28 protein-coding genes, 1 tRNA gene and 1 other RNA gene are annotated in these 23,300 nt (G+C 67.1%); 24 read left to right on the top strand and 6 right to left on the bottom strand.

Annotated features, from left to right (window positions below; translation table 11 throughout):
• Nucleotides 1-33: 33 nt before the first annotated feature.
• The 6 genes from rdgB (at nt 34) to IRG63_RS00665 (ending at nt 4,888) form a co-directional block, all read left to right on the top strand.
• A complete protein-coding gene (rdgB, locus tag IRG63_RS00690; RefSeq protein WP_193508894.1) occupies nt 34-612 on the top strand; it encodes an RdgB/HAM1 family non-canonical purine NTP pyrophosphatase in 579 nt (192 codons plus the stop codon).
• Nucleotides 613-698: 86 nt separating this feature from the next.
• Nucleotides 699-1,607, top strand: coding sequence for a cation diffusion facilitator family transporter (locus IRG63_RS00685; protein WP_168627951.1), 909 nt, complete (start codon nt 699-701; stop codon nt 1,605-1,607).
• A 128-nt stretch (nt 1,608-1,735) separates the two neighbouring features.
• A complete protein-coding gene (locus IRG63_RS00680; protein WP_227411681.1) occupies nt 1,736-2,662 on the top strand; it encodes a metal ABC transporter substrate-binding protein in 927 nt (308 codons plus the stop codon).
• The gene (locus IRG63_RS00675) at nt 2,659-3,384 is read left to right on the top strand and encodes a metal ABC transporter ATP-binding protein (protein WP_193508893.1); all 726 of its coding nucleotides are present in this window, start codon (nt 2,659-2,661) and stop codon (nt 3,382-3,384) included. Before IRG63_RS00680 ends, IRG63_RS00675 begins: the two co-directional genes overlap by 4 nt.
• Complete coding sequence (locus IRG63_RS00670; RefSeq protein ID WP_349236233.1) at nt 3,384-4,235, top strand: metal ABC transporter permease; 852 nt, start codon at nt 3,384-3,386, stop codon at nt 4,233-4,235. Before IRG63_RS00675 ends, IRG63_RS00670 begins: the two co-directional genes overlap by 1 nt.
• Nucleotides 4,232-4,888, top strand: a complete 657-nt coding sequence (locus IRG63_RS00665) for a metal-dependent transcriptional regulator (RefSeq protein ID WP_193508892.1) — start codon at nt 4,232-4,234, stop codon at nt 4,886-4,888. Before IRG63_RS00670 ends, IRG63_RS00665 begins: the two co-directional genes overlap by 4 nt.
• Before the next feature lie 9 nt (nt 4,889-4,897).
• Here the strand turns inward: IRG63_RS00665 and IRG63_RS00660 are convergent, their stop codons facing one another.
• Nucleotides 4,898-5,635: a DedA family protein gene (locus tag IRG63_RS00660; RefSeq protein ID WP_193509531.1), complete on the bottom strand. Its 738-nt coding sequence runs from the start codon at nt 5,633-5,635 to the stop codon at nt 4,898-4,900.
• A gap of 120 nt (nt 5,636-5,755) precedes the next feature.
• Between IRG63_RS00660 and IRG63_RS00655 the strand changes: the two genes are divergently transcribed.
• Nucleotides 5,756-6,742 carry a squalene cyclase gene (locus tag IRG63_RS00655; RefSeq protein ID WP_193508891.1) on the top strand — a complete coding sequence of 329 codons (987 nt, stop codon included), beginning with the start codon at nt 5,756-5,758 and terminating at the stop codon, nt 6,740-6,742.
• Nucleotides 6,743-6,756: 14 nt separating this feature from the next.
• On the opposite strand, the gene IRG63_RS00650 is transcribed toward IRG63_RS00655, so the two are convergent.
• Nucleotides 6,757-7,359, bottom strand: a complete 603-nt coding sequence (locus IRG63_RS00650; RefSeq protein ID WP_193508890.1) for a TetR/AcrR family transcriptional regulator — start codon at nt 7,357-7,359, stop codon at nt 6,757-6,759.
• 184 nt (nt 7,360-7,543) lie between these two features.
• Here IRG63_RS00650 and IRG63_RS00645 point away from each other — a divergent pair, with 184 nt between their 5' ends.
• From IRG63_RS00645 to IRG63_RS00635, 3 genes are all read left to right on the top strand, one after another.
• Nucleotides 7,544-8,458 carry a zinc-binding dehydrogenase gene (locus IRG63_RS00645; RefSeq protein WP_193508889.1) on the top strand — a complete coding sequence of 305 codons (915 nt, stop codon included), beginning with the start codon at nt 7,544-7,546 and terminating at the stop codon, nt 8,456-8,458.
• An 88-nt stretch (nt 8,459-8,546) separates the two neighbouring features.
• Entirely contained in the window at nt 8,547-8,804 is a 258-nt protein-coding gene (locus IRG63_RS00640; protein WP_193508888.1) for a hypothetical protein, read from the top strand.
• A 72-nt stretch (nt 8,805-8,876) separates the two neighbouring features.
• On the top strand, nt 8,877-9,959 hold the full coding sequence (locus IRG63_RS00635) for an AAA family ATPase (RefSeq protein ID WP_193508887.1): 1,083 nt from the start codon (nt 8,877-8,879) through the stop codon (nt 9,957-9,959).
• 372 nt (nt 9,960-10,331) lie between these two features.
• Here IRG63_RS00635 and IRG63_RS00630 read toward each other — a convergent pair.
• Nucleotides 10,332-10,413: transfer RNA gene (locus tag IRG63_RS00630), tRNA-Leu, on the bottom strand.
• 90 nt (nt 10,414-10,503) lie between these two features.
• On the opposite strand from IRG63_RS00630, the gene IRG63_RS00625 reads away from it, so the two are divergent.
• Genes IRG63_RS00625 through IRG63_RS00585 form a run of 9 tightly spaced genes read left to right on the top strand, consistent with a single transcriptional unit; the run spans nt 10,504 to nt 16,814 of the window.
• Nucleotides 10,504-11,733 carry a CpaF family protein gene (locus IRG63_RS00625; RefSeq protein ID WP_370566142.1) on the top strand — a complete coding sequence of 410 codons (1,230 nt, stop codon included), beginning with the start codon at nt 10,504-10,506 and terminating at the stop codon, nt 11,731-11,733.
• Nucleotides 11,730-12,590 (top strand): type II secretion system F family protein, encoded by an 861-nt coding sequence (locus IRG63_RS00620; protein WP_193508886.1) that lies wholly within the window; start codon nt 11,730-11,732, stop codon nt 12,588-12,590. Before IRG63_RS00625 ends, IRG63_RS00620 begins: the two co-directional genes overlap by 4 nt.
• Nucleotides 12,587-13,510 carry a type II secretion system F family protein gene (locus IRG63_RS00615; RefSeq protein ID WP_193509529.1) on the top strand — a complete coding sequence of 308 codons (924 nt, stop codon included), beginning with the start codon at nt 12,587-12,589 and terminating at the stop codon, nt 13,508-13,510. Before IRG63_RS00620 ends, IRG63_RS00615 begins: the two co-directional genes overlap by 4 nt.
• Nucleotides 13,511-13,521: 11 nt before the next feature.
• Entirely contained in the window at nt 13,522-13,683 is a 162-nt protein-coding gene (locus IRG63_RS00610; RefSeq protein WP_193508885.1) for a hypothetical protein, read from the top strand.
• A gap of 15 nt (nt 13,684-13,698) precedes the next feature.
• A complete protein-coding gene (locus IRG63_RS00605; RefSeq protein ID WP_227411680.1) occupies nt 13,699-14,091 on the top strand; it encodes a TadE/TadG family type IV pilus assembly protein in 393 nt (130 codons plus the stop codon).
• Complete coding sequence (locus IRG63_RS00600; protein WP_193508883.1) at nt 14,066-14,542, top strand: hypothetical protein; 477 nt, start codon at nt 14,066-14,068, stop codon at nt 14,540-14,542. Before IRG63_RS00605 ends, IRG63_RS00600 begins: the two co-directional genes overlap by 26 nt.
• Nucleotides 14,539-14,985, top strand: coding sequence for a pilus assembly protein TadG-related protein (locus tag IRG63_RS00595; protein ID WP_193508882.1), 447 nt, complete (start codon nt 14,539-14,541; stop codon nt 14,983-14,985). Before IRG63_RS00600 ends, IRG63_RS00595 begins: the two co-directional genes overlap by 4 nt.
• 54 nt (nt 14,986-15,039) lie before the next feature.
• Nucleotides 15,040-16,068: an agmatine deiminase family protein gene (locus tag IRG63_RS00590; protein WP_193508881.1), complete on the top strand. Its 1,029-nt coding sequence runs from the start codon at nt 15,040-15,042 to the stop codon at nt 16,066-16,068.
• A gap of 47 nt (nt 16,069-16,115) precedes the next feature.
• Nucleotides 16,116-16,814: a hypothetical protein gene (locus IRG63_RS00585; RefSeq protein ID WP_193508880.1), complete on the top strand. Its 699-nt coding sequence runs from the start codon at nt 16,116-16,118 to the stop codon at nt 16,812-16,814.
• Here the strand turns inward: IRG63_RS00585 and IRG63_RS00580 are convergent.
• A complete protein-coding gene (locus tag IRG63_RS00580; RefSeq protein WP_193508878.1) occupies nt 16,811-18,043 on the bottom strand; it encodes an MFS transporter in 1,233 nt (410 codons plus the stop codon). The genes IRG63_RS00585 and IRG63_RS00580 overlap by 4 nt on opposite strands.
• Nucleotides 18,044-18,088: 45 nt before the next feature.
• Between IRG63_RS00580 and prfB the strand changes: the two genes are divergently transcribed.
• From prfB to smpB, 4 genes are all read left to right on the top strand, one after another.
• Nucleotides 18,089-19,198 (top strand): peptide chain release factor 2, encoded by a 1,110-nt coding sequence (prfB, locus tag IRG63_RS00575; protein ID WP_193508877.1) that lies wholly within the window; start codon nt 18,089-18,091, stop codon nt 19,196-19,198.
• Between the two features lie 73 nt (nt 19,199-19,271).
• The gene (gene ftsE / locus IRG63_RS00570; protein WP_168627920.1) at nt 19,272-20,027 is read left to right on the top strand and encodes a cell division ATP-binding protein FtsE; all 756 of its coding nucleotides are present in this window, start codon (nt 19,272-19,274) and stop codon (nt 20,025-20,027) included.
• A complete protein-coding gene (gene ftsX / locus IRG63_RS00565; RefSeq protein WP_193508876.1) occupies nt 20,024-20,938 on the top strand; it encodes a permease-like cell division protein FtsX in 915 nt (304 codons plus the stop codon). Before ftsE ends, ftsX begins: the two co-directional genes overlap by 4 nt.
• Before the next feature lie 64 nt (nt 20,939-21,002).
• On the top strand, nt 21,003-21,479 hold the full coding sequence (smpB, locus tag IRG63_RS00560) for an SsrA-binding protein SmpB (RefSeq protein ID WP_168627918.1): 477 nt from the start codon (nt 21,003-21,005) through the stop codon (nt 21,477-21,479).
• Nucleotides 21,480-21,563: 84 nt separating this feature from the next.
• On the opposite strand, the gene IRG63_RS00555 is transcribed toward smpB, so the two are convergent.
• Complete coding sequence (locus IRG63_RS00555) at nt 21,564-22,241, bottom strand: SIMPL domain-containing protein (protein ID WP_193508875.1); 678 nt, start codon at nt 22,239-22,241, stop codon at nt 21,564-21,566.
• A gap of 155 nt (nt 22,242-22,396) precedes the next feature.
• On the opposite strand from IRG63_RS00555, the gene ssrA reads away from it, so the two are divergent.
• Nucleotides 22,397-22,768, top strand: a transfer-messenger RNA (tmRNA) gene (gene ssrA / locus IRG63_RS00550).
• Nucleotides 22,769-22,820: 52 nt separating this feature from the next.
• Here the strand turns inward: ssrA and IRG63_RS00545 are convergent.
• Nucleotides 22,821-23,210: a VOC family protein gene (locus tag IRG63_RS00545; protein WP_193508874.1), complete on the bottom strand. Its 390-nt coding sequence runs from the start codon at nt 23,208-23,210 to the stop codon at nt 22,821-22,823.
• Between the last annotated feature and the right edge of the window lie 90 nt (nt 23,211-23,300).

Here is a 23,300-nt window from a genome sequence, read left to right as displayed (position 1 = left end):
CTTTGCCGGGACACGCGCCCTAGGCTGGCTGGTGTGAAGCTTGTTCTCGCCACCCACAACGCCCACAAGGTCGAGGAACTGCGGCGCATCCTTGCCCGCCAGCTGGAGGGCATCGACCTCGTCGGCTACGACGGCCCCGAGCCGGTCGAAGACGGAGAGACCTTCCAGGAGAACGCGCTCATCAAGGCGCGCGCCGCGAACCTGCACACCGGGCTGCCGGCCATCGCCGATGACTCCGGGATCAGCATTCCGGCGCTGGGCGGCGAGCCGGGCATCCATTCGGCCCGCTACGCCGGCACCAGGAACGACCGCGACAACTACGAGCTGCTCCTCGAGCGGATGCGCGGTGTGAGTGATCGCGCGGCCAACTTCATGTGCGCCGCAGCGTTCGTGAACGGCGACACTGAGCACGTCGAACTGGGGGTGTGGCCGGGCACCGTGCTCGAGGAAGCGAGCGGCACCAATGGCTTCGGCTACGACCCGGTGTTCCGTCCCGAGGGCTACAAGGTCGCATCTGCCGAGCTCACCGCGGACGAGAAGAATGCGATCAGCCATCGGTCGCGTGCCTTCGCCGCGCTCATACCGGTCGTGCGGGAGCGGCTGGGACTCTAGTCTCCGATGGCGTTGGGAGGGGAATCGCACTCCGGCGCACCACCGGCTAGCCACCCGTATCCGGCGCCGGTGCCTACGCTGGTACCGTGAGCCACACGCACGATCACTCGAGCACCAACCGGACTCGACTGGCGATCGCGCTCGGCATCACCGCGATCGTGATGGTCGCCGAGTTCATCGGCGCGCTGCTCACCGGGTCGCTGGCGCTGCTGGCTGACGCCGGGCACATGGTTTCCGACTCGATCGCGCTGATCGTCGCGCTGACCGCCAACGTCATCGCGGCGCGCCCGGCGACCGACCGGGCCACATTCGGGTTCCAACGCGCCGAGGTCTTCGGCGCGCTCATCAACGCCATCGTGCTCATCGTGATCGCGGTCGTCGTGTGTGTGCAAGCGGTGGAGAGGCTGGTGGATCCCGAGCCGGCGGACGTCCTCGGCTTGCCCATGCTGATCGTCGCGAGCATCGGCCTGGCGGCGAACATCGCATCCGCGCTCGTGCTCCGGCCCCAGGCATCCACCTCCATCAACATGCGCGGCGCCTACCTCGAAGTGCTGGGCGACATGCTCGGCTCGCTCGCGGCGATCATCGCGGCGGTCGTGCTGCTCACCACCGGGTTCGTGCAGGCGGATGCGATCGCCTCCATCGCCATCGCGCTGATGATCGCGCCGCGCGCTCTGCTGCTGCTGCGGGATGCGGTGCGTGTGCTGAGCGAGTCGGTGCCGGTTGACACGAGTGTGGCCGAGATCCGCGAGCACCTGCTCGAGACCGAAGGCGTCGTGGACGTGCACGACGTCCATGTCTGGGCGATCACGTCCGGCCAGCCGGTGTTCTCGGCGCACGTCGTGGTCGAGCCCGCGGTGTTCGCCGAGCAGGGGGCGGGGCGGATGCTCGACAGCCTCTCGGCATGCCTCGCCGACCACTTCGATGTGGCGCACTCGACGTTCCAGCTGGAGCCGGCCGAGCACGCCGGGCACGAGGAGCACTTCCACCCCTGACCCCGTTCGCCGTCCAAACCGTCCCCGCACCCATCGAGTCGGGAGGTTTGCGCGTTTTCCGCGCGTCATGACGTGCAAACATCCCGACTCGATGGAGGTCGGCCGGGGAAGGAGCGTATTATTTCGGCATGCCGAAATTTGGGACGCGAATGGGCCGAATTCTGGCGAGCGTGGCGGCCGTCGCCGTGGTCGCCGGCTGCAGCACAGCCAACAGTGCCCCCGGGGACCGTGCGGACGACGGCACCCCGCTGGTGCTCACCACCTTCACCGTCATCGCCGACATGGTGCGCGCCGTCGGCGGCGACGACGTCCGGGTGGAGTCCATCACCAAGGTCGGCGCGGAGATCCACGGCTACGAGCCGACGCCATCGGACCTGCGGAACGCGGCATCCGCCGATCTCATCTTCGACAACGGGTTCGGCCTCGAGCGCTGGTTCGAGGACTTCGTGGCGACACTCGACGTGCCCCACGTCGTCCTCACCGAGGGGATCGAGCCGATCGCCATCTCCACCGGCGACTACCAAGGCCTCCCGAACCCGCACGCCTGGATGTCGCCGATCGCCGGTCAGACCTACGTCGACAACATCGTCGCGGGGCTGAGTGAGCTGGTCCCGGATGCCGCGGCGCGGTTCGAGGAGCGCGGAGCCGCCTACCGCAATGAGCTGCAGGGCGTCGCCGAGCAGTTGACCGTGTTCCTCGCGGCCCTCGACCCCGACCACCGGCTGCTGGTCACCTGCGAGGGTGCTTTTAGCTACCTGGCTCGCGACCTCGGCCTCGACGAGGCGTACCTGTGGCCGGTGAACAGCGACACGCAGGGCACCCCGCAGCAGATCCGCAAGGTCATCGAACTCATCCAGGACCGCAACGTGCCCGCCGTGTTCTGCGAGACCACGGTCAACTCCGCCTCGCAGCAGCAGGTGGCGAGCGAATCCGGGGCGGAATTCGCAGGCAAGCTGTTCGTCGACTCGCTGAGCGAGCCGGATGGACCCGTACCGACCTACCTCGACCTGCTCCGCTACGACGTCAACCTCATCGCTGACGGGCTGATGCAATGAGCGATCCGGTCATCGAGGTACGCGACCTGTCGGTTCGCTACGGCCAGGTGCAGGCACTGGACGAGGTTGATGTCGTGCTCGAGCCAGGGCGCATCACCGGGCTGCTTGGCATGAACGGCTCCGGCAAGAGCACCCTCTACAAGGCGATCATGGGCACCGTCCGACCCGCGGCGGGCAGCGTCACGCTGTTCGGCGGCACGCCGGCTGCGGCGCGCGGCAAGGGACTCGTCGCTTACATGCCGCAATCGGAATCTATCGACTGGGACTTCCCGCTCTCGGTGCACGAGGTGGTCATGACCGGCCGCTACGGCAAGCTCGGCCCGTCCCGCCGGCCGCGCGCAATCGACAAGGCGGCGGTCACGGATGCCCTCGCCCGGGTTGGTCTGACCGAGCTGGCCGGACGCCAGATCGGCGAACTAAGCGGCGGCCAGCGCAAGCGCGTCTTCGTCGCGCGGGCGATCGCGCAGGAGGCGCGGCTGCTGCTCCTGGACGAGCCGTTCGCCGGGGTGGACAAGGCCTCCGAGCGCCGCATCATCACCCTGCTGCGCGAACTGCGCGACACCGGCTGCGGCATCCTGATCTCCACCCACGACCTCGCCGGTGTGCCGGAGCTGTGTGATGAAGTGATCCTGCTGAAGAACCGGGTGCTGTTCCACGGGCATCCGGATGTCGCGCTCAGCCCGGAGAATCTGGCGCGCGTCTTCGGGTTGGAGGCGGCGTGATCGACTGGATCCTCGAGCCGCTGCAGTTCGCGTTCATGACCCGCGCGGCGCTCGTAACGCTGATCGCGGCGGTCACCTGCGCCATCCTGAGCTGCTGGCTGGTGCAGATCGGCTGGTCGCTGATGGGCGACGCGGTGTCGCACGCGGTGCTGCCAGGGGTGGCGATCAGCTACATCCTCGGCTGGCCGTTCGCGGTCGGCGCGTTCATCTTCGGCGCGGGCGCGGTGGCGCTGATCGGCGGCGTGCGCGCGACGACGAAGATCAAGTCGGATGCCGCGATCGGCGTCGTGTTCACCGGACTGTTCGCGCTCGGTCTAGTCATCATCTCGAAGACGCCCAGCCAGACCGACCTGGGGCACATCCTGTTCGGCAACGTGCTGGGGGTGAGTGACGCCGACATCTGGCAGGTGGTGATCAGCGGTGTGCTCGCAACCGCGGTGCTGCTGTTCAAGCGCCGCGACCTGACCCTGTACGCGTTCGACCGCGGCCACGCCGACGCGATCGGCATCAACACGCGCTGGCTGAGCGTGCTGCTGCTCGGGCTGCTCGCCCTGACCGTGGTGGTCGCGCTGCAGGCGGTAGGCATCATCCTGGTGGTCGCGATGCTGATCACGCCGGGGGTGACCGCGTACCTGCTGACCAAGCGGTTCGACCGGATGCTGTGGCTTGCGGTGCTCATCACGGTGATCGCCGCGCTCGCCGGACTGTACGCGAGCTACTACTTCGACGCGTCCACCGGCGGCTGCGTCGTGCTCGCCCAATCGGTTGCGTTCGTGCTCGCCTACCTGTTCGGGCCACGCGGCGGAGTGGTCGTGAACTGGGTGCGCTCGCGGAGGGTGGTGGTTGCGTGAACGGGTCGACGACGGTCGAGGACTACGTCAAGACGATCTACGGGCACACCGAGTGGCAGCCGGAGTCGATCACCCCGTCAGTGCTGGCCGCGCGGATGGGGCTCGCGGCGTCATCCGTCACCGAGATGGTGAAGAAGCTGGCAGCGTCCGGGCTGGTGACGCATGTGCCGTATGGGGCGATCACGCTCACCGACCAGGGGCGGGCGCTCGCGCTGCGGATGGTGCGCAGGCACCGGCTGATCGAGACCTGGCTGGTGGAGTCGTTCGGCTACGGCTGGGACGAGGTGCACGACGAGGCGGAGGTGCTCGAGCACGCCCTGAGCGACCGGATGCTGGACGCGATCAGTCGGCAGCTCGGGCAACCCACGCGCGACCCGCACGGCGACCCGATCCCGGCCGCAGACGGCACGGTTCGGCTGCCGGACGCGGTGCTGCTGTCTCAGGCATCCGATGGGCACCGCGGCGCTGTCGTGCGCATCAGCGACCGCAACCCCGAACTGCTGCGCTGGTTGGACGAGCACGCGGTCCGGCTGGATGCGCCGATCGAGGTCATAGAACGCCGCCCGTTCGGTGGTGCGCTCGCGGTGCTGGTGGACGGGCATCCGCTCGACCTCGGCTCGGACGCTGCCGCCGCCATCTGGCTCGCTGCGTAGCCCGCGACCTCAGTGCTTGGGGTTGTTCGTGGGGTCCTGGTCGAAGAGGCTGGGGTCCAGCACGGCCTCCTCGGCGGTGAGCGGCTGGACGCCCTCGAGCCGGGCCTTTTTTGCCTTGCGGCTCGACTGCCAGTAGTGGAGCGCCGTCGGGATGAGGGTGAGCAGCACCGCGCCGAGCAGGATCACGTCGATGTAGGAGCGTACGAAGTCCGCGACCGGCGGGATGTAGCCGAGCAGGAACCCGAAGTAGGTGAGACCAGCACCCCAGATCATCGCGCCGATGAAGTTGTACAGCGAGTACTTCTTATAGTTCATGTGCCCGACGCCCGCGGCAACCGGCACGAAGGTGCGCAGGATCGGGATGAACCGGGCCAGGATCACGGACAGGCCGCCGAAGCGCTCGAAGAACGCGTTGGTGCGTTCAACGTTCTTGCGGCTGAATAGGCCGCTCTCCTTGCGTTCGAACACCCTCGGCCCGAACTTGTGACCTATCAGGTAGCCGACCTCGCCGCCGAGGAAGGCCGCGGCGCCGATCGCAAGGCACACCCACCAGATGTCGATCTCGATGACACCGGCGAAGGTGAGCAGGCCGGTGATGACCAGCAGCGTGTCGCCGGGCAACAGGAAACCGACGAGAAGGCCGGTCTCGGCGAACACGATCGCGCACACGCCGATGAGCGCGAACGCCCCGAAACCGTTGATGAGGGTCTCAGGGTCGAGCCACGGGATTAGTGCTGAGGGGACCAGGGGAGTGCTCCAGACGATCGGCGACGGAAGCCGTGAAAGGCTCTCGGTTAGCGTACTGCGTGTGGCTTTCGGATGCGCGCGTGCGACGACCCTCGACCCGGATCAGCTACCCTGCCGAACATGCCCATCGAACCGGCGCTGGCGGACTGGCTGCTCGACTCGGATCCGGCGTTGCGCTGGCAGGTGGAGCGCGACCTGGTCGGCGCGCCGGACGCGGTCTGGACCGCCACCCGTGCCCGCGTGGCGACCGAAGGGTTCGGCGCGCGGCTGCTCGCGCTGCAGGATCCGGACGGGCAGTGGGCCGGAGGTGCGTACTTCCCGAAGGTCTACGACGGTTCCGGAGAGGGGCAGCCGTGGACAGCGACGACCTGGAGCCTGAACTCGCTGCGCGAGTGGGGCGTTGATGCGGCCGTGCTGACTAGCACAGCCGAACAGCTCGCGGCGAACAGTCGCTGGGAGTACAACGATCTTCCGTACTGGGGCGGCGAAGTCGACTGCTGCATCAATGCCTACACGCTCGCCAACGGCGTCTGGCTGGGCATGGACGTCACCGGCCTCGCCCAGTGGTTCCCCGATCACCGGATGGCGGATGGCGGCTGGAACTGCGATTGGATCGAAGGCTCCACTCGGTCCTCGTTCCATTCGACGCTCAACTCGCTGAAGGGTCTGCTGTACTACGAGGCCGCGGTCGGGGCCAGTGATGAGTTGCGGGAGGCACGAAGGGCGGGCGAGGAGTACCTGCTGCAGCGTCGGCTGCTGTACCGGCTGTCCACCGGAGAGCTCGTCGCGCCCTGGGTGGCCCGGTTCGCTTACCCGTTCCGCTGGTTCTACAGCGTGCTGAATGCGGTCGACTACTTCCGGGCCGCCGCGCTGCACGACGGCACCGAGCCCGACCCGCGGCTCGCCGAGGCGATCGAGGTGATCCGCGCCGCACGCGAACCCGACGGCACCTGGCTGCAGGAGCGCCGGCATCCGGGCGACGCGTGGTTCGAGGTGGATGTCCCGCCCGGCGAGCCGTCCAAGTGGCTCACGTTCTACGGCATCCGTGCCCTCGACTGGTGGGACGGGACCATGCCGCACGGGGACGCAGCGCAGCGACTCGTCTGACGGCATCCGGAAGGCTACGAGCGGAACCAGTCCGGGGTCAGTTGGGCGAGCGAGGCGGCCAGCTCGTCGGGGTCACGCGCGCGCCCGTGCTGAAACCAGTCGATGATGACTCCGACGAAGCCGCTCGCAACGAAGCGGGCGGCGACGGGGATGTCGACGTCCGGCGGATGAGGAATCGCGCGCATCGTGCGGTCGAGGAGGTCCGTGATGAGTTGGACGATACCGTCGCGAGCTCGCGAGAGCTCTTCGGATGTGAGCACGTGAGTGAACAGAGTGGCGTGCTCCTCGAACTGGGCGATGACACGTCGATGGCCGAGAACCGTAATGGCAAGGCGGTTGCCTTCGCCGTGTCGGGCAACCAGGTCGTCATAGTTGATCGACCCCAGTGCGTCTTCGAGGAGCAGGAGAAGCACGTCGTCAAGGCCGGTGAAGTGCTGGTAAAACGTGCTTTTGCTGATGCCCGCCTTGCTGACGACGTGTGCCACGGTGAGCTCTCCGACGGGACCGCCGGAAAGCTCCCGAGCCACGCGCATGATCACGTCCCGACTGCGCTGCGCACGAGGGTCGTTCTGGTTGAACGACCTCGCTGAAGCGGCCAGATCACGCTGAGTCGTCATGATTCCACCTTGGCATCGAATCGCCGGTGCCCTCGGCGCAAGGTCGCAGTCAGGCTCTATCGAACTTCAGTTTGATAGATTGGTGTGACCGAATATTTCATAGTTCGCCTGGTCACGCAACGGCCGGCGGGAATCGAGGAGGTACGCCGTGAAGGCTTGGCAGTTTGTAGGAGACGGGCAGCCATTGACGCTGAACGAGGTTCCGGAGCCGAAGGCGGGACCGGGAGAGATCGCGATCGACGTGCTCGCGGCTGGCCTTTGCCACTCCGACGTTGGCTACCTCGAGGGCTCCATCCCGTCGATGTACCTGGGAGAGCTGCCGCGCACACTCGGCCACGAGGTCGCCGGCCGCATCACCGAGGTCGGTGATGGAGTCGAGGGCCTTGCCGTAGGTGACCTGGTCGCTCTCGTCATGAACTTCGACGGCCCGGGCGTCGCGCGAGACGGAGGCTACGCACCCAAGGGCGTGTACCCGGCAGAGCAGGCGGTCAAGGTTCCCGAGGGCGTGAGCGCTGCCGCAGCAGCCGCGGCGACGGATGCGGGGCGCACCGCCGTGCACAACGTCAAGAACGTCGCTGGTGTCACCAAGGGCACGAAGCTCGGCATCGTCGGTCTTGGTGGGCTTGGTCTCATCGGTTTGCAGGTGGGCATCGCACTGGGTGCGGAGGTGTACGCAGCGGAGCCCAAGGAGGACGCGCGCGAAAAGGCGCTCGGCCTTGGCGCGAAGGCGTGCGTGACGGATGCCGCGGAGCTCGCCGAGTATGAGTTGGATGTGATCGTCGACTTCGCCGGATTCGGGACCACTACGAGCGGCGCGCTCGAGTCGGTCAGGCCGGGAGGCACGGTCGTCCTCGTCGGGCTGAGCCGGAACGAGTCCACGATCAACACGGCAGACTTCGCGTTGCGCGGTCTCACTCTGAAGTCGGACGCGAGCTCCACGAGGGAGCACCTGATCGACACGCTCGACTTCATCGCAAGCGGTGCGATCACGCCGGTGACGACCGAGATCGGCTTCGACGACATCGGTGACGGCATGGAGCGCGTGGCCCGCGGTGACGTTCTGGGCCGCCTGGTGGCGGTCTACCCAGAGAACGGCTGACGCTTGGTCGCGGTGCGGGGCGGCTGACGCTCCGCACCGCAAGCGCACCAGCGGCCTGTGGGATTGACTCGCGCCGAATCGGCTTGTCATGGCTGCTGCTCATGGCTTCCAAGGCGTGTGCCTTCTCTGGCCGGAGTCGGCGCTTGTTCGCCTCGACGTTGAGAAGAGCGCGGACATCCTCGAGCTCGATCGTCTTGAGCCCCTGAGGACGGCTGCCGTCACGAGCAACAGCCTTGGCCACGCGCTGATCCGTGCGTACGTCGCGCTCGTCGTAGCGTGTGTTGCTGCCCACCGTGTGCCCAGTGAACCTGTTCTCGGCGCGCCCGGCCGCACGGGACCATTCTAGGGAAAGTGCGTTGAGTGTCGCCTCCGTCCGCGAACGGAGGCGAGACGTGGCGTCGCTGATACTCTTGCCCAGGTGATCGCTCTGGTGTGGCTCGTTGGCGCGTCAGGCGTGGGGAAGACGGTGACCGGCTGGGCGCTGCAGCAGCATCTGTCACGACGTGGCATCTCTGCGGCGTTCGTCGATGCCGATCAACTCCGCAATGCGGTGGGCGCGGACGTTTCAGAAGACGAGCTCATCGCCGCTGGGTTGGGAGCTGTCGCACCCGCCTTCCGTGATGCAGGCGCCACAGTGATTATCGTTTCGGGAATTGTGGACAATGAGACCCAACTCGAGCGACTGCTGCCTGATGGTGCGCGGGCGCGCACCCTCGTGGTGCACCTGCACGCCTCGGGCGACGCCATCACCGAGCGCGTCCAACGGCGCAACTGGAACGTCCATCTCGCTCCAGACTCCGTCGCGTACGCCGCCCGGTTCGACGGCGGGTGGGCGGACATTTCGCTCGACACCACAAAGCGGACGGTTGGACAGCTGGTTGAAGCCCTCGTCGAGCCGGTCGAGCATCATCTCCGTGCCGTACCCCCGAGTCCTGTGGCGCATGCGCGTAAAAGGACTGCCACCTCGGGTGTGACCATCGTAACGGGGCCTGGGGGAGTGGGGCTATCGACCGCCGGCTTCCTCGCGTTCCTTCACAGCGTCTGGGCGGGCGAGCGTGGTGGCTACATCGACAGCCACCAGGTTGGGTTCCTCGGCGCTGCGCCGCGATCAATCGAGCTGGCGGCGCTGCGAGCCGCGAACACCGCGGCGCTGGTCCAGATAATGGCAGCGCACGGCATCCCAAGTGTCCTGGTGACCGCTGATCCGCCCACCGCCCGGGAGCTCATGACCCAGCTCGATGACCCAATGGTGATCTGGTTGGACGCCTCAGCCGCGACACTCGAGTCACGATTGCATTCCCGCGCTGCCGGCGGCGGTCCCCCGCTCGCGGGAGACCATCGTCTTGGCCTCGACGAAGCGCAGGTGCAAGAGGTGCTGAAGGCATCCACCGCAGAGTCACAAGACCTGGCATTCCGGCCTGCGGAATGTCAGGTAATCCCGACGGACGGGAAGACGGCAGAAGAGGTCGCTCAGCAGATTCGGTCGACGGCTGCCTCCTGATCCCAGTCCGCCACGGAGAAGTACTTCTCCCAGAGCCGTCGCCTGAACTCTTCCGCCTGCCATCCGCTTGACGCGAACAAATCCGAATACGTTTCTGCGAGCGACGTTTAACTGTTGGGCCAGGTCCGCTGCGCCACCGGATCCATCCGAAGCACGGCGCCCGCGCCAGGGTCTCGTGCGACATCGGTGCTGTCGATCTGGTTTGCCGGGAGATGCCCGAGTGTGGGCGGCGCGATTAGCCGCGCATACATCGAGGCGTATTCGCTCAGTGTCTTCGGCTCCGGCCCGCTCCCGGGAAGCGAGGAACGACTCAGCCACCTGGTCGAGCGACAACACAACCCCGTCAACACTGTCCAGTTCAGTTTTAGAAAGTGCGGAAGGCGGGACTTGAACCCGCACGCTCGAAAGCACAGGAACCTAAATCCTGCGTGTCTGCCAATTTCACCACTTCCGCGAGGCGAATCCAGTGTACTGGCGACCGCGGCGGGCTCCGGCCTGTGGATAACCGCAGCCAGGCGCATCCGGAATCACGCATCATGCTCAGGTGAGCAAAGCCGCCCAGATCATCGCCGAGCGGGTCAGGGAGCGTGTGCGTCGCGACGGCGTCGACTTGGGTGGCAACCCGATGCTCGCCGACGGGCTCGTTCGCGATGAGGTTCAGCGCTACAGCGAGCGGGCCCTTGGCGGCTCCCAGCCGCTGCTCGCCGACGAGGCGCAGGTCGCCCGCGAGGTCATGGCGACCATCATCGGCTACGGCCCCCTGCAAAGGTTCTTCGACGACGACACTGTTGAGGAGATCTGGATCAATTCGCCGTCCGAGATCTTCATCGCCCGCAACGGCATCGCCGAACCGTCTGGCGTTGAGCTGACCGACTCGCAAGTGCGCGACTTGGTGGAACGGATGCTGCAGTCCACCGGCCGCCGAGTCGACCTGTCCAGCCCATTCGTGGACGCCTCGCTGCCGGACGGGTCCCGGCTCCACGTCGTGATCCCGGATGTCACCCACCGGCACTGGGCGGTCAACATCCGCAAGTTCACCCACCGCATCCGGAATCTGCAGCAGCTCGTTGAACTCGGCTCACTCAGCCAGCGCGCGGCCGAGTTCCTGTGGATGTGCGTGCTGTCCGGCCAGAACATCCTCGTCTCAGGCGCGACACAGAGCGGCAAGACCACCCTGCTCGGCGCGCTGCTGTCGCTGTCTCGGCCTGGCGAGCGCATCGTGACGGTCGAGGAGACGTTCGAGTTGAGCGTCAGCGCGCGCGACGCTGTGGCGATGCAGTGCAGGCAGCCCAGCCTGGAGGGCACCGGCGAAATCTCGCTGCGGCGCCTCATCAAGGAGGCACTGCGGATGCGCCCCGATCGGCTGGTGGTCGGGGAAGTGCGCGAGGCCGAATCGCTCGACCTGCTGATCGCGCTGAACAGCGGCCTGCCCGGGATGTGCTCCATTCACGCGAACAGCGCACGGGATGCGCTGCGCAAGCTGTCCACGTTGCCGCTGCTCGCCGGGCGGAACATCGACGCGGCGTTCGTGGTGCCGACCGTCGCCAGCAGCATCGACGTGGTGGTGCACTGCGCGCTGGAGCGCAGCGGGCGGCGCCGGATCGCCCACATCGCGACGCCCACCGGCCAACTCAGCGACGGGGGCATCGAGGTCGACACCGTGTTCTCCTGGCGCGACGGTGCGCTCGCGCCGACCGGGGCCCTGCCGGCGCGCTCAGAGAAGTTCCTCGACGCCGGATTCGACCCGGCGATCCTGCTGCGCGGTGCGGCATGATCCTGATCCTCGGCCTCACGCTCGGGCTCGGGCTGCTGCTCGCGGCGTCGCCGTTCCTCTGGCCGGCGCGGGACAGCATCCGGAGTACACCGTCACGGCTCGGCGTGTTCCGCGACCGGCTCGCGCAGGCGGGCCTCGGCTCGGTCAGCCTGCCGCTGTTCGGGGTCGTCTCTGTGGTCGTCGGGCTGGCGATCGGGGCGGTGGTTTTCGCCTTCGTTCCGGTGATCGCCCTTGCAGTTGCCGCTGCCGTGGCGGCGACCGCGCTCCCGGCACTGCTGGTGAACTCACGCGCTCGCAAGCGACGCAAGCTGAGCCGGATGCTGTGGCCGGATGTCGTCGACCACCTGGTGTCGGGCGTGCGTTCCGGGCTGTCGCTGCCCGACAGTGTGTCGTCCCTCGCGGCCACCGGCCCCGCCACAACACGTGCAGAGTTCGCTAGTTTCGAGCAGGATTATGCGGCCACTGGCAACTTCCAACTGTGCCTGGATCGACTGAAGGCCAGGCTGGCCGACCCGACCGCCGACCGGCTGCTGGAGACGCTCCGGATGGCGCGCGAAGTAGGCGGCAGTGAACTGCCCGCGGTGCTGCGCTCGCTTGCCGCCTATCTGCGGCAGGAGTCCGCGATCCGGGGCGAGGTCGAAGCACGCCAGTCGTGGGTGATGAACGCCGCGAAGCTGGGCGCTGCCGCTCCGTGGGTGGTGCTTGTCCTGCTCGCGACTCGCCCGGAAGCCGCCGCAGCGTACAACTCTCCGAGCGGCATGGCGCTCATCGTCGGCGGGTTGCTTGTGACGGTCATCGCCTACCGGCTCATGGTCGCTCTCGCCCGGCTGCCCGAAGAGCGCCGGTGGTTCGCATGAGCGGGCTGGCCGGATGGGCGGTGTTGTGCGGCATCGCACTCGGTCTCGGCCTGTGGTCGTTGGTCAGCCTGGTGCCGCGCATCGGACGGCCGCGGCTCATTCACCGGGTCGCGCCGTACCTCATAGACGTGTCGGACGGCGCGCGCGAGCTGGTCGCGCGCCGTCCGGCCAACCCGTTGCCTGTGTTCGGCGCCTTGCTCGAACCGCTGAGCGCGCGCATCCGTTCCGAGGCCGGAGCGGCAACGACGCAGCTTCGGCTCCGGCAGGCCGGCTCCGACCTGAGTGTCGAGTCGTTCCGGGCAAGGAAGCTCGCGTGGGCGGTCGGCGGTGCTGGCGTAGGGGTGGTGATCGCCGCCGCGATGTCCCGGACGCAGACTGCCCCTGTCGTCGTGAGCATCGTCATCGCGGTGCTGTCCACGGTTGCGGGTTACCTCCTGCGCGACTGGTTGCTGCAGCGCGCCGCCAAACGCCGGATGTCGCGGATCGCGAGCGAGCTGCCGACGGTGCTGGAGTTCCTCACGCTGAGTCTCGCGGCGGGCGAGGGCATCCTCGACTCGCTGCGCCGAGTGGCGCGGGCCGGCAGCGGCGACCTGTCCTCCGAACTCGGGCGGGTGGTGTCGGAGGTCAACAGCGGCATGGCGCTGTCGGTCGCGCTCAACAGGCTGGTCTTAGGCATCCGGCTGCCCGCGCTGAGCCGCGCCGTCGATCAGCTGGTCGGCGCGCTCGAGCGCGGCAGCCCGCTCGCCGACGTCCTGCGGGCGCAGGCGCAGGACGCGCGCGAGCAGGCCAAGCGCGAGCTCATCGAGGTCGCGGGCAAGAAGGAAATCGCGATGATGGTGCCGCTGGTGTTCCTCATCATGCCGATCACCGTCGCGTTCGCCATCTTCCCCGGCGTCTTCGTGCTGCAACTGGGACTGTGAGAGGAGCAAGCATGCAATTGCTACGACGGATGCGAGATGAGCGCGGCGACGTGCCCGGCTGGGTGCTGATCACACTAATGACCGCCGGGCTCGTGATCCTGATCTGGGCGCTCGCCGGACCGGCGCTCAGCGACGTGTTCCAGCAGGCGATCAGCCGCGTCACCGGGTTCTGACCGATGCGGTCCCGGATGCTCGCCCGCCTCGAGCGCGACGAGTCCGGGTCCGCGGTGGTCGAGTTCGTGCTGGTCGGCGCCCTGCTGACCATGCTGACTCTCGCAGTTCTGCAACTGGGGCTCGCGCTGCTCATCCGAAACACGGTGCACGACGCGGCCGCCGAGGGTGCCCGTTTCGCCGCGCTCGCCGACAACACACTCGCCGACGGTGTCGCTCGCACGACCTCTCTGCTTGAGTCAGCGCTCGGGCCGACCTACGCCGGTGACGTAAGTGCCGCGTACGGGACGTACCTCGGGCATCCGTCCACGGTCGTGACCGTGCGGGCGCCGCTTCCGCTCATCGGGCTCGTCGGCATCGAGGGAGGGCTGGAGGTGGACGGCCATGCCGCGGTGGAAACGCTGGACTGACCGCCTGGCCCCACTCGCCTCGCAGCAGGGCGGCACCGCGTCGCTCGAGTTCATCACGGTCGGCATGATCCTGCTGATCCCGCTCGTCTACCTGGCCCTCGCGGTGGCCGCGATCCAGGGCGGTGCGCTCGCCGTCGAGGGCGCCGCACGGCAGGCTGCGCGGGTGTACGTGCAGGCGGAGACACCGGCAGAGGCAAGCGCGAGAGCCGAACGCGCCGTCGCCTTCGCGCTCGCCGACGCCGACATCGCCGACCCGCGAGCCGCCATCTCGATCGCCTGCTCACCCGACCCAGCCGACTGCCTCACCCGGCGGGGCGTCGTGACGGTGACCGTCAGTATCCGGGTGCCGCTTCCGCTCGTGCCCGCCGTGCTCGACTTCGATTCGCCGCTCGCAGTGCCGCTCGAAGCCTCCGCGACCCAGCAGGTCTCACGCTTCTGGGGCGCCGAATGAACCGCCGCCTGCTTCGCGACGAGGACGGCACGACCCTGCTCTTGACGATCTTCTACGGAGTGCTCGCGCTCGTGCTGATCCTGCTTGTCGTCGCGGCGACCTCGCTCTATCTCGAACGCAAGCGCCTGTTCACCCTCGCCGACGGTGCCGCTCTGGTCGGAGCGGAGGCGTTCGAGCTGGACGACGTGGTCGTCACCGCCGACATTCCTCGGGTCGAACTGCGCTCGCCGGATGTCGCCGCGGCCGTGTCCCACTACCTCGCCAGCGCTCCGGATGCCGCCGACTTCGAGCAACTCGCGGTCGAGCGCGCCGAGTCGGTCGACGGCCGCAGCGCCACCGTCACCCTCTCCGCGTTCTGGCGTCCCCCGATCGTGTCGCTGCTGGTGCCGGAGGGCTTCCCGCTCGAGGTGACCGCGAACGCCCGCAGCGTGTTCGGCCGCTAACCCGAAGGTGCGGCATCATGGTGCTCACCGATCACCCTGAGCCCGGGAGGCAGTGTGCAGTGGAGAATGCCGGCCGAGACCGCGCGTCAGGAGCGGATCTGGATGGAGTTTCCGCGCGACGGCTACACCCTCGGCACTAACGCCGAGTCAGCCGAAGAGGCCCGTCGCACCTGGTCGGCTGTCGCCCACGGCGCCGCCGAGTTCGAGCCGGTCACCATGTTGGTCGATCCAAGCGCGCGCGACCACGCCGCACGGCACCTGTCCAGCGACATCGAGGTCATCGAGACGCCGCTCGAAGAGTTCTGGATGCGCGACACCGGCCCGACCTTCGTCCTCGCTGAGGACGGCCGCCTCGGCGCCGTCGACTGGACCTTCAACGGCTGGGGCGCGACCGACTGGTCGGCCGGCACCGCCGACCAGCACATCGCCGGGTTCGTCGCCAGGGCGGTGGGCGCCGAGGTCATCCCGTCCCTGCTCGTGAACGAGGGCGGTGCCATCCACGTCGACGGCGAGGGCACCGTGCTCGTCACCGAGACCGTGCAACTCGACCCCGGCCGCAATCCGTACGCGGACAAGGCGCGGGTCGAGGCGGAACTCGCCCGCACGCTCGGCGCCACCCACGTCATCTGGCTGCCGCGCGGACTCACCCGCGACTACGAGGAGCTCGGCACTCGCGGCCACGTCGACATGGTCGCCGCGATCCCGTCGCCGGGCACGATCCTGCTGCACCAGCAGACCAACCAGGAGCATCCGGACTTCAAGGTGTGCCGCGACCTGCGCGAGTTCCTGCAGGGCACGCGCGACGCCGCCGGACGCGAGTGGACCATCATCGACATGCCCGCCCCCGACACCCTGTGCGACGACAAGGGTTTCGTGGACTGGAGTTACGTCAACCACCTCGTCGTCAACGACGGCGTCATCGCGTGCGGCTACGGTGAGGAGCGAGCGGATGCGCGGTCGCGCGAAATCCTGGAAGCCGCCTACCCGGGGCGGCGGGTCGTGACCGTCGACGCGCGGTCGATTCTCGCTCGCGGCGGCGGCATCCACTGCATCACGCAGCAGCAGCCGGCCACTTCGGTCTGAGCGGGGTCTCGACCACCGAGCGAAGCGCACCCGCCTAGGCTGGTTGGGTGAATCGCACAACCCTCGACGAGCGCGGCATCCCCGTGCGCCGCGAATCCGGGTTCAAGCGCGCCTTGAGCTGGCTGCCGGCAGCGATCCTGGTGCTGATCATCGGCGGCATCGTCTTCGCGGTCTTCGCCTTCGAGAACTCGTGGTGGACCGCCGACCGGCCCGTCGCATCCGCCGACCAGCAGGCTTCCGACGGCATGTCGACCTTCACCCAGCCGGGCCTCGACTTCCTGACCGTGCAGGGCTACGCGAAGATCAAGCTGCGTGAGAACGCGCTTCCGGCGTCCGAACTCGGTCTCGAGGCCGACGGGGCCAAGGAAGTCGAGCTGCTGCGTCCGGTGCAGGTGCGGCTGCTCGGCGAGGACGACGTCGTGGTGGTCGACCTCATCGACCGGCTCACCATCACGACGGAGAACGACACCGTCACCTCGGTCTCGTTGTACCCGTCTGGCACGAACCGGTATCCGGATGCGATCGCGTTGGTCCGCGGGCTCGCACCGAGCGTCGGCTGGACCGAGTCCGACATCCTCCGCTTGCAGTCACAACTCGCCGATGACGCCCGCGCATCCGAAACCGGGCAGATCACGGCGCAGCTGCCGGTCGTGACCGACAGCGGGTTGGCGGTCTCGGCGAGCTTCTTCGTCGACGTGAAGGCCGGCTACACCATCTTCAGCATCGACGTCGCGCGCCCCAGTTAGTGCTGCGGCCGGTTCGGCACGAACCGCGCCATGATGCCCGCCCCGGCCAGCCCGAGCACCCCCATCAGCGCGGCGGCGACCGACACCGATGCCACCGCGGTGACGCCCGCGACGACGAGCGGCGCTGCGGCCGCCCCGGATTGGGTGGTGAACCGCCACGCGCCCAGGAACGGGGCCGGGTCGCGTTTGTCCGCGAGGTCTGCGCCGAGCGTCATCATGATGCCGCTGCCGAGTCCGTTCGCGACACCGAGCACCATGGTGACGGCGATGAACCAGGTCACGTTTCCGGGCAGGTCGTGCGTGACCGAGAGCACCAGGTGGCCGACACCGAGTCCGGCCATCGACGGCAGAACGCTCCACAGCCGGCCCCAGCGGTCCATGATCTGCCCGCTCGCGTAGAACAGCGCAAAGTCCAGCGCGCCGCCGAGGCCGATGATGAGCGCCGCATTCGCATCCGTCAGCCCGATGCTCACCGCCCACAGCGGCAGGATCACCTGACGACTGGTCCGGATCGCGGCGAACAAGGCGCCGCCGACGCCGATGGTGAGCAGCGTGGCGCGCCGGTCCCGGATGGTGCGGAACAGCCCGGCCGACTCCCGGGCGACGAACTCCTCGCCCTCATGGAGACCGGATGCCGTAGCCCGGGCGGCGAACAACGCGGTCGGATCCGGCATCACCAGGAGAGTCACCGCCGCCAGCAGGCAGGCGACCGCGTGCACCCAGAACACGGCCTGGGCCGAGCCGGTCAACCCGATCACCGCCGCGGCAACGAACGGGCCGATGAACATCCCGAGCCGCAGGGTGCCGCCGAGGGTCGACAGCGCCCGCGCGCGGTAGGCGAGCGGCACGAAGCTGGTCATGAACGCGTGCCGTGCCAGTGCGAACGCGGCGGTCGAGAGCCCGATCAGGAACACGCCGACCGCGAGCATCGCGATGCCCTGCGCCAGCAGCGCGACACCGACCCCGACGAGGGAGAGCAGTGCTGCGCCGATCATCGAGGGACGTTCACCGAGTCGCGCGACGATCCAGCCGCTCGGGATGTTTCCGATCAGCCCGCCGATGACGAACAGTCCCGCAATCAGACCGGCAACAGCCAGGTCCGCACCGGCGTTGCTCGCCACGATCGGGATGATCGGGATGATCGCGCCCTCACCGATCGCGAATGCCAGGGTCGGCAGCAGCACAGGCACGGCAAGCGAGCCGAAGCGGAAGGGCTGTTCTGAACTCACTCGCACAACTCTATTGAGGCCCGCGACGGTAGGCTTTTGCGCGACATGATTGATCTGGACATCTCGCAGGAGCTCGCCGAACTGCGCAAGACCTTTGCGGACATCCGATCCGTTGTGGGCGTCGAGCGCCTGCAGCAGCAGGTCGCCGAGCTGAGCGAGCAGGCGGGTGCTCCGGATCTCTGGGATGACCCGGATGCCGCGCAGAAGGTTACGAGCGCACTCAGCCACCGTCAGTCGGAGCTCGCGCGCGTGATCGAGCTCGAGCGTCGCATCGACGACCTCGAGGTCATGGCCGAGCTGGCGAACGAGGAATCCGATGAGAGCGTCGCCATCGAGGTGCGCACCGAACTGGAGTCCATCGAGCAGGTGCTCGGCGACCTCGAGGTGCAGACCCTGCTGAACGGTGAATGGGACGAACGTCCCGCCGTCATGACCATCCGCGCGGGCGCGGGCGGCGTCGACGCGGCCGACTTCGCCGAGATGCTGCAGCGCATGTACTTGCGCTGGGCGGAGCAGCACGACATGCCCGCCCGCGTGCTGGACACCAGCTACGCCGAAGAGGCGGGCATCAAGTCGACCACGATCGAGTTCGACGCCGCGTACGCATTCGGCAAGCTGAGCGTGGAGGCCGGAACGCACCGGCTGGTGCGGATGAGCCCGTTCAACTCTGCGGGCAAGCGACAGACGAGCTTCGCGGCCGTCGAGGTCATCCCGCTGATGGAGGAGACCGACCACATCGACGTGCCGGAGTCCGACATCCGAATCGACGTTTTCCGGTCATCCGGACCCGGCGGGCAGTCGGTCAACACGACCGACTCCGCCGTGCGCATCACTCACGTGCCGACCGGGATCGTCGTGTCGATGCAGAACGAGAAGAGCCAGATTCAGAACCGCGCTGCTGGAATGCGCGTGCTGCAGTCGAGGCTGCTGCTGCTCAAGCACGAGCAAGACGCGGCGCAGAAGAAGGAACTCGCCGGGGTGATCACCGCGAGCTGGGGTGACCAGATGCGCAGCTACGTGCTCGCGCCGTACCAGATGGTCAAGGACCTGCGCACCGAGTTCGAGGTTAACAACCCGTCCGCCGTCTTCGACGGTGACCTGGACGGGTTCATCAGCGCCGGCATCCGCTGGCGCAAGCGCGACATCGAAGAGTAAGGGTCGGGCGGCGCCGCCGGTGGGGTGAGTCGCTACGCGCATCCGGAATGCCCGTCCGTAGGCTCGAAGGCAAATGATTCGCTTCGACCAGGTCACCAAGCTGTACCCCGGCAACACGCGGCCAGCCCTCAATTCGGTGTCGCTCGAGATCCTGCCCGGTGAGTTCGTGTTCCTCGTCGGCGCGTCCGGGAGCGGCAAGTCCAGCTTCCTCCGCCTCGTGCTGCGGGAAGAGCACCCGACTCGCGGACAGATCCACGTGCTCGGGCAGCACCTCGGCAAGCTGTCGAGCCGCAAGGTGCCGTACTTCCGGCGCAACCTCGGGGTGGTGTTCCAGGACTTCCGCCTGCTGCCACAGAAGACCGTGTTCGACAACGTCGCGTTCTCGCTGCAGGTGATCGGCAAGAGCAAGGGATTCATCCAGGAGGCGGTCCCGGATGTGCTCAAGATGGTGGGCTTGGCCGGCAAGGCGAGCAGGTTGCCGCACGAACTTTCCGGTGGCGAGCAGCAGCGCGTGGCAATCGCGCGCGCGATTGTGAACAAGCCGTCGATCCTGCTCGCCGACGAGCCGACCGGAAACCTCGACCCCTCGACCAGCGCCGGCATCATGACCCTGCTGGAGCGCATCAGCGCCGGCGGCACCACCGTGATCATGGCGACCCACGACGCGGGCATCGTCGACCAGATGAAGCGCCGCGTGATCGAACTGATCAGCGGCCAGGTCGTGCGTGACGAACGTCAGGGCGGCTACCTCACCCAGGCCGTGCCGGTGCAGCGCGAAAGCGACCTGTACGACGCGGGAACCGACATCGAGGCGGAGGTCAAGCGGTGAGGCTCGGGTTGATCCTCTCCGAGGTGGGGCAAGGCATCCGTCGCAACCTGTCGATGGTGATCGCGGTCGTTCTGGTGACCTTCATCTCGCTGAGCTTCGTGGGCGCCGCCATCCTGCTGCAGATGCAGATCGGGCAGATGAAGGGGTACTGGTACGACCGCGCGCAGGTCGCCGTCTACCTGTGCACCGAGTACGTCGATTCGGCGAACTGCGGGCAGACCGAGGCGACCGCGGAGCAGAAGGCGTTCGTCGAGCAGCAGCTCAAGACGGAGCCGCTAGCATCCCTGATCAGCAAGTACGCGTTCGAGGATCACGAGCAGGCGTACGAGAAGTACCTGGAGCAGTTCGGCGAGACCGGTGAGTCGAGCTTCGTGACCGCGGACTTCCTGCCCGAGACATTCTGGGTGAACCTGAACAACCCGGAGCAGTCGGATGCGCTCGTCGAGCGGTTGTCCGGACTGCCGGGGGTTGAGGAGGTCCTCGACCAGCGGGAGTACCTGCAGCCCATCTTCGACGCGCTGAACGTCGCGAGCTACACGGCGATCGGTGTGGCCGTCCTCATGCTCATCGCGGCGGTGCTGCTCATCGCGACCACCATCCGGTTGAGCGCGTTCAGCCGGCGTCGCGAGCTCGGAATCATGCGCCTGGTGGGCGCCTCGAACCGGTTCATCCAGACGCCGTTCGTGCTTGAGGGGGTTGTCGCCTCGTTGATCGGGTCGATCCTGGCCGGAGCGGCGATCGTGTCGCTGGTGCACTTCTTCGTGCAGGGCTACCTGAACGCGGTCCCGGGCACGACACCGTACGTCGGGCTGACAGATGCACTCATCGTGGTGCCCATCCTGTTGGTGGTCGGCGTCGGGTTGGCGGCCATGTCGGCGGCCATCGCCATCCGGCGCTACCTGCGCGTGTAGCCGCGCACTGGCCATTCCGGATACACTGGTGGGCTTTGTCAAACAAGAACCATTGGAGTGAGCCGTGCCCAGGGAACGTGGCCAGAACGTGGTGGCCACCAATCGTAAAGCCCGCCACGACTACACCATCGAAGACACCGTCGAGGCCGGACTGGTCCTGACCGGGACCGAGGTGAAGTCGCTGCGGGCCGGTCGTGCATCCCTTGTCGACGGCTACGCGTTCATCGACGGGGGAGAGGCGTGGCTGGATGCCGTGCACATCCCCGAGTACAACCAGGGCACCTGGACCAATCATCCGCCGCGCCGCAAGCGCAAGTTGCTGCTGCACAAGGCGCAGATCCTGAAGCTGCACAGCAAGGTCAAGGAGGGCGGCTACACGCTCATCCCGCTGTCGCTGTACTTCAGCGATGGGCGCGCGAAGGTCGAGCTGGCGCTGGCCAAGGGCAAGCGCGAGTACGACAAGCGGCAGACGCTGCGTGAGCGTCAGGACAACATGGAGGCGCGTCGCGCGATCGCCTCGAAGAGTCGCCTCGGCGAGTAGGCGCTCAACACTCCCGCACGCCGAGTTGCCCACTTCGGCCCTGGTTTTCGGGTGATTCGGGGGCGGAAGTGGGCAACTCGATGGTCAGCTCGCCACGAACCTCGCGTCGACTACGGATGCGACCTCGATCTCCTCGGGTTTGAGCGACAGTTCGCTGACACCCGCTCCGTCCGCCATCAGCGCGGCTTTCGACATCCGGGCACGCGCCAGTTCGCTGGCACCGGATGCTTCGCTGCCGAGCATCCCCGGATCCGCGAGGGCGATCGCCTTCACCTGCCCGAGCCCGATGCTCTGCGCGTAGACGCTGGCCTTGGCGACGGCATCCTTCACCGCGCGGGAGCGCACCTCCGCGGTGAGGGCGGTCTTGCGCGACTCGGTGAGGTCCCACGCGATGTGGCTGATGGTGACACCGTCGATGGCTGCGGTCTCCTCGACCCAGCGGGCGAGCGCCTCGAAGTCGCTGAACTTCGCCGAGAAGTTGATGCGTGCATGGTAGACGAGGGGCAACTGCTCGCCGGTGTTGCTCCACGGCTTCTCGCTCCACACCTGAACCATGTCGCTGGCCCACCAGGTGATCGGCCCGGCCTGAGAGTCATACATGTCGACGATCGACTCGCGCACGGTGACGGCCGAGGAGGTTGCCGAGTTGAAAGCCCCGTCGCGGGAATCCGATTCGAAGTGCACGCTCAGCGTCACTGTGGCCCGCTCGGCGGGGTAGTAGGTCGAGTACGACCCCTGCACGGTGATGATGGTGTCGGTCATCGGAGCCCCTTCCGCGGATGCCTTATCTTGACATGCGAGAGGGAATAGCCAACCAGCGGCATCCGTTGTAGAATTCAAGGCTGCATCAAATAGGCATGCAGGTTTGGCAACTCAACAGCGCGCGATAGTGACTTGGCTCTAATGAGCTCGAGCATGGGGATGATCGGTTTCGACATTGCCTGAGCGAGTACGAGAAGCGGGTCGAGGATGCAGGGTTATCTCGTTAACGATCTCTGCAAAAAACAAGTGCCAATAAATCACGCACTGACTTCACCCTCGCTGCCTAAGCAAGGGAACTAAAAGTCCGTCAGCCCGGGGATGCCCTCTACCTGGATGCTGGCGTCATCTAGAGGGATTGCTTCCGCGTTGCGCCTAAGGGCGCGGAGGGACTTGCACTTGGGCTGGGCTCGTCGGTTTAGCTGCCAGTGGCAAATTCCGGGGCCGAGTAGAACGCTTCACTGGATACGCCCGTAGAAGACGTACGACCACAGCAGTGGACGGGGGTTCAATTCCCCCCATCTCCACCATTTAGGTCGCTATCGCGCGCTGTTGCCATCGTGGCGCCTCGGCGTCAGCCGCCTAGTCGGCTGCCGGGCTCTGGCACACGACTTCAAGTTTAAAGCCGTGCGGGTCCAGGAAATAGGTGGCGTAACAGTGCTCGCCGAACTGCGGGAACGGTCTCGGCGCGTGCAGAACTTCGTCGCCCCGATCGCGGACCCACGCGTGCACCGTATCCACTTCCTCCCGCGTAGCGACTAGGAACGCGAGGTGCTGCAGCCCGCTGTGGTGTCGTGAGTAGGCTCCGTCCTCGGTCGATTCGTAAAGGAAGAGCTGGGCGCCGTTCCAGTCGTTAGGGCAGTAACCGTTACCGAAGCAGGGCTGGAAGCCAACCATCGGCATCAGCTCGTCGTAGTACGCCTTCGCGATCTCCATGTCAGGGACGCCCAAACCAACGTGGTCTATTGGCATCGTTCTCCCTTAAGTGTCCCGCGGCGGAACGCGTCAGAACGCGCCCCAATTTACGCCCCGCCTTAGCAGGTAGGCGTGGAGGGGTGCCAA

This window comes from Cryobacterium sp. BB736, from assembly GCF_014980265.1.
In the GTDB taxonomy this organism is placed as follows: Bacteria; Actinomycetota; Actinomycetes; order Actinomycetales; family Microbacteriaceae; genus Terrimesophilobacter.
The sequence above is the reverse complement of the archived record's forward strand: the minus strand, read 5'-3'. Positions and strand labels throughout refer to the sequence as shown.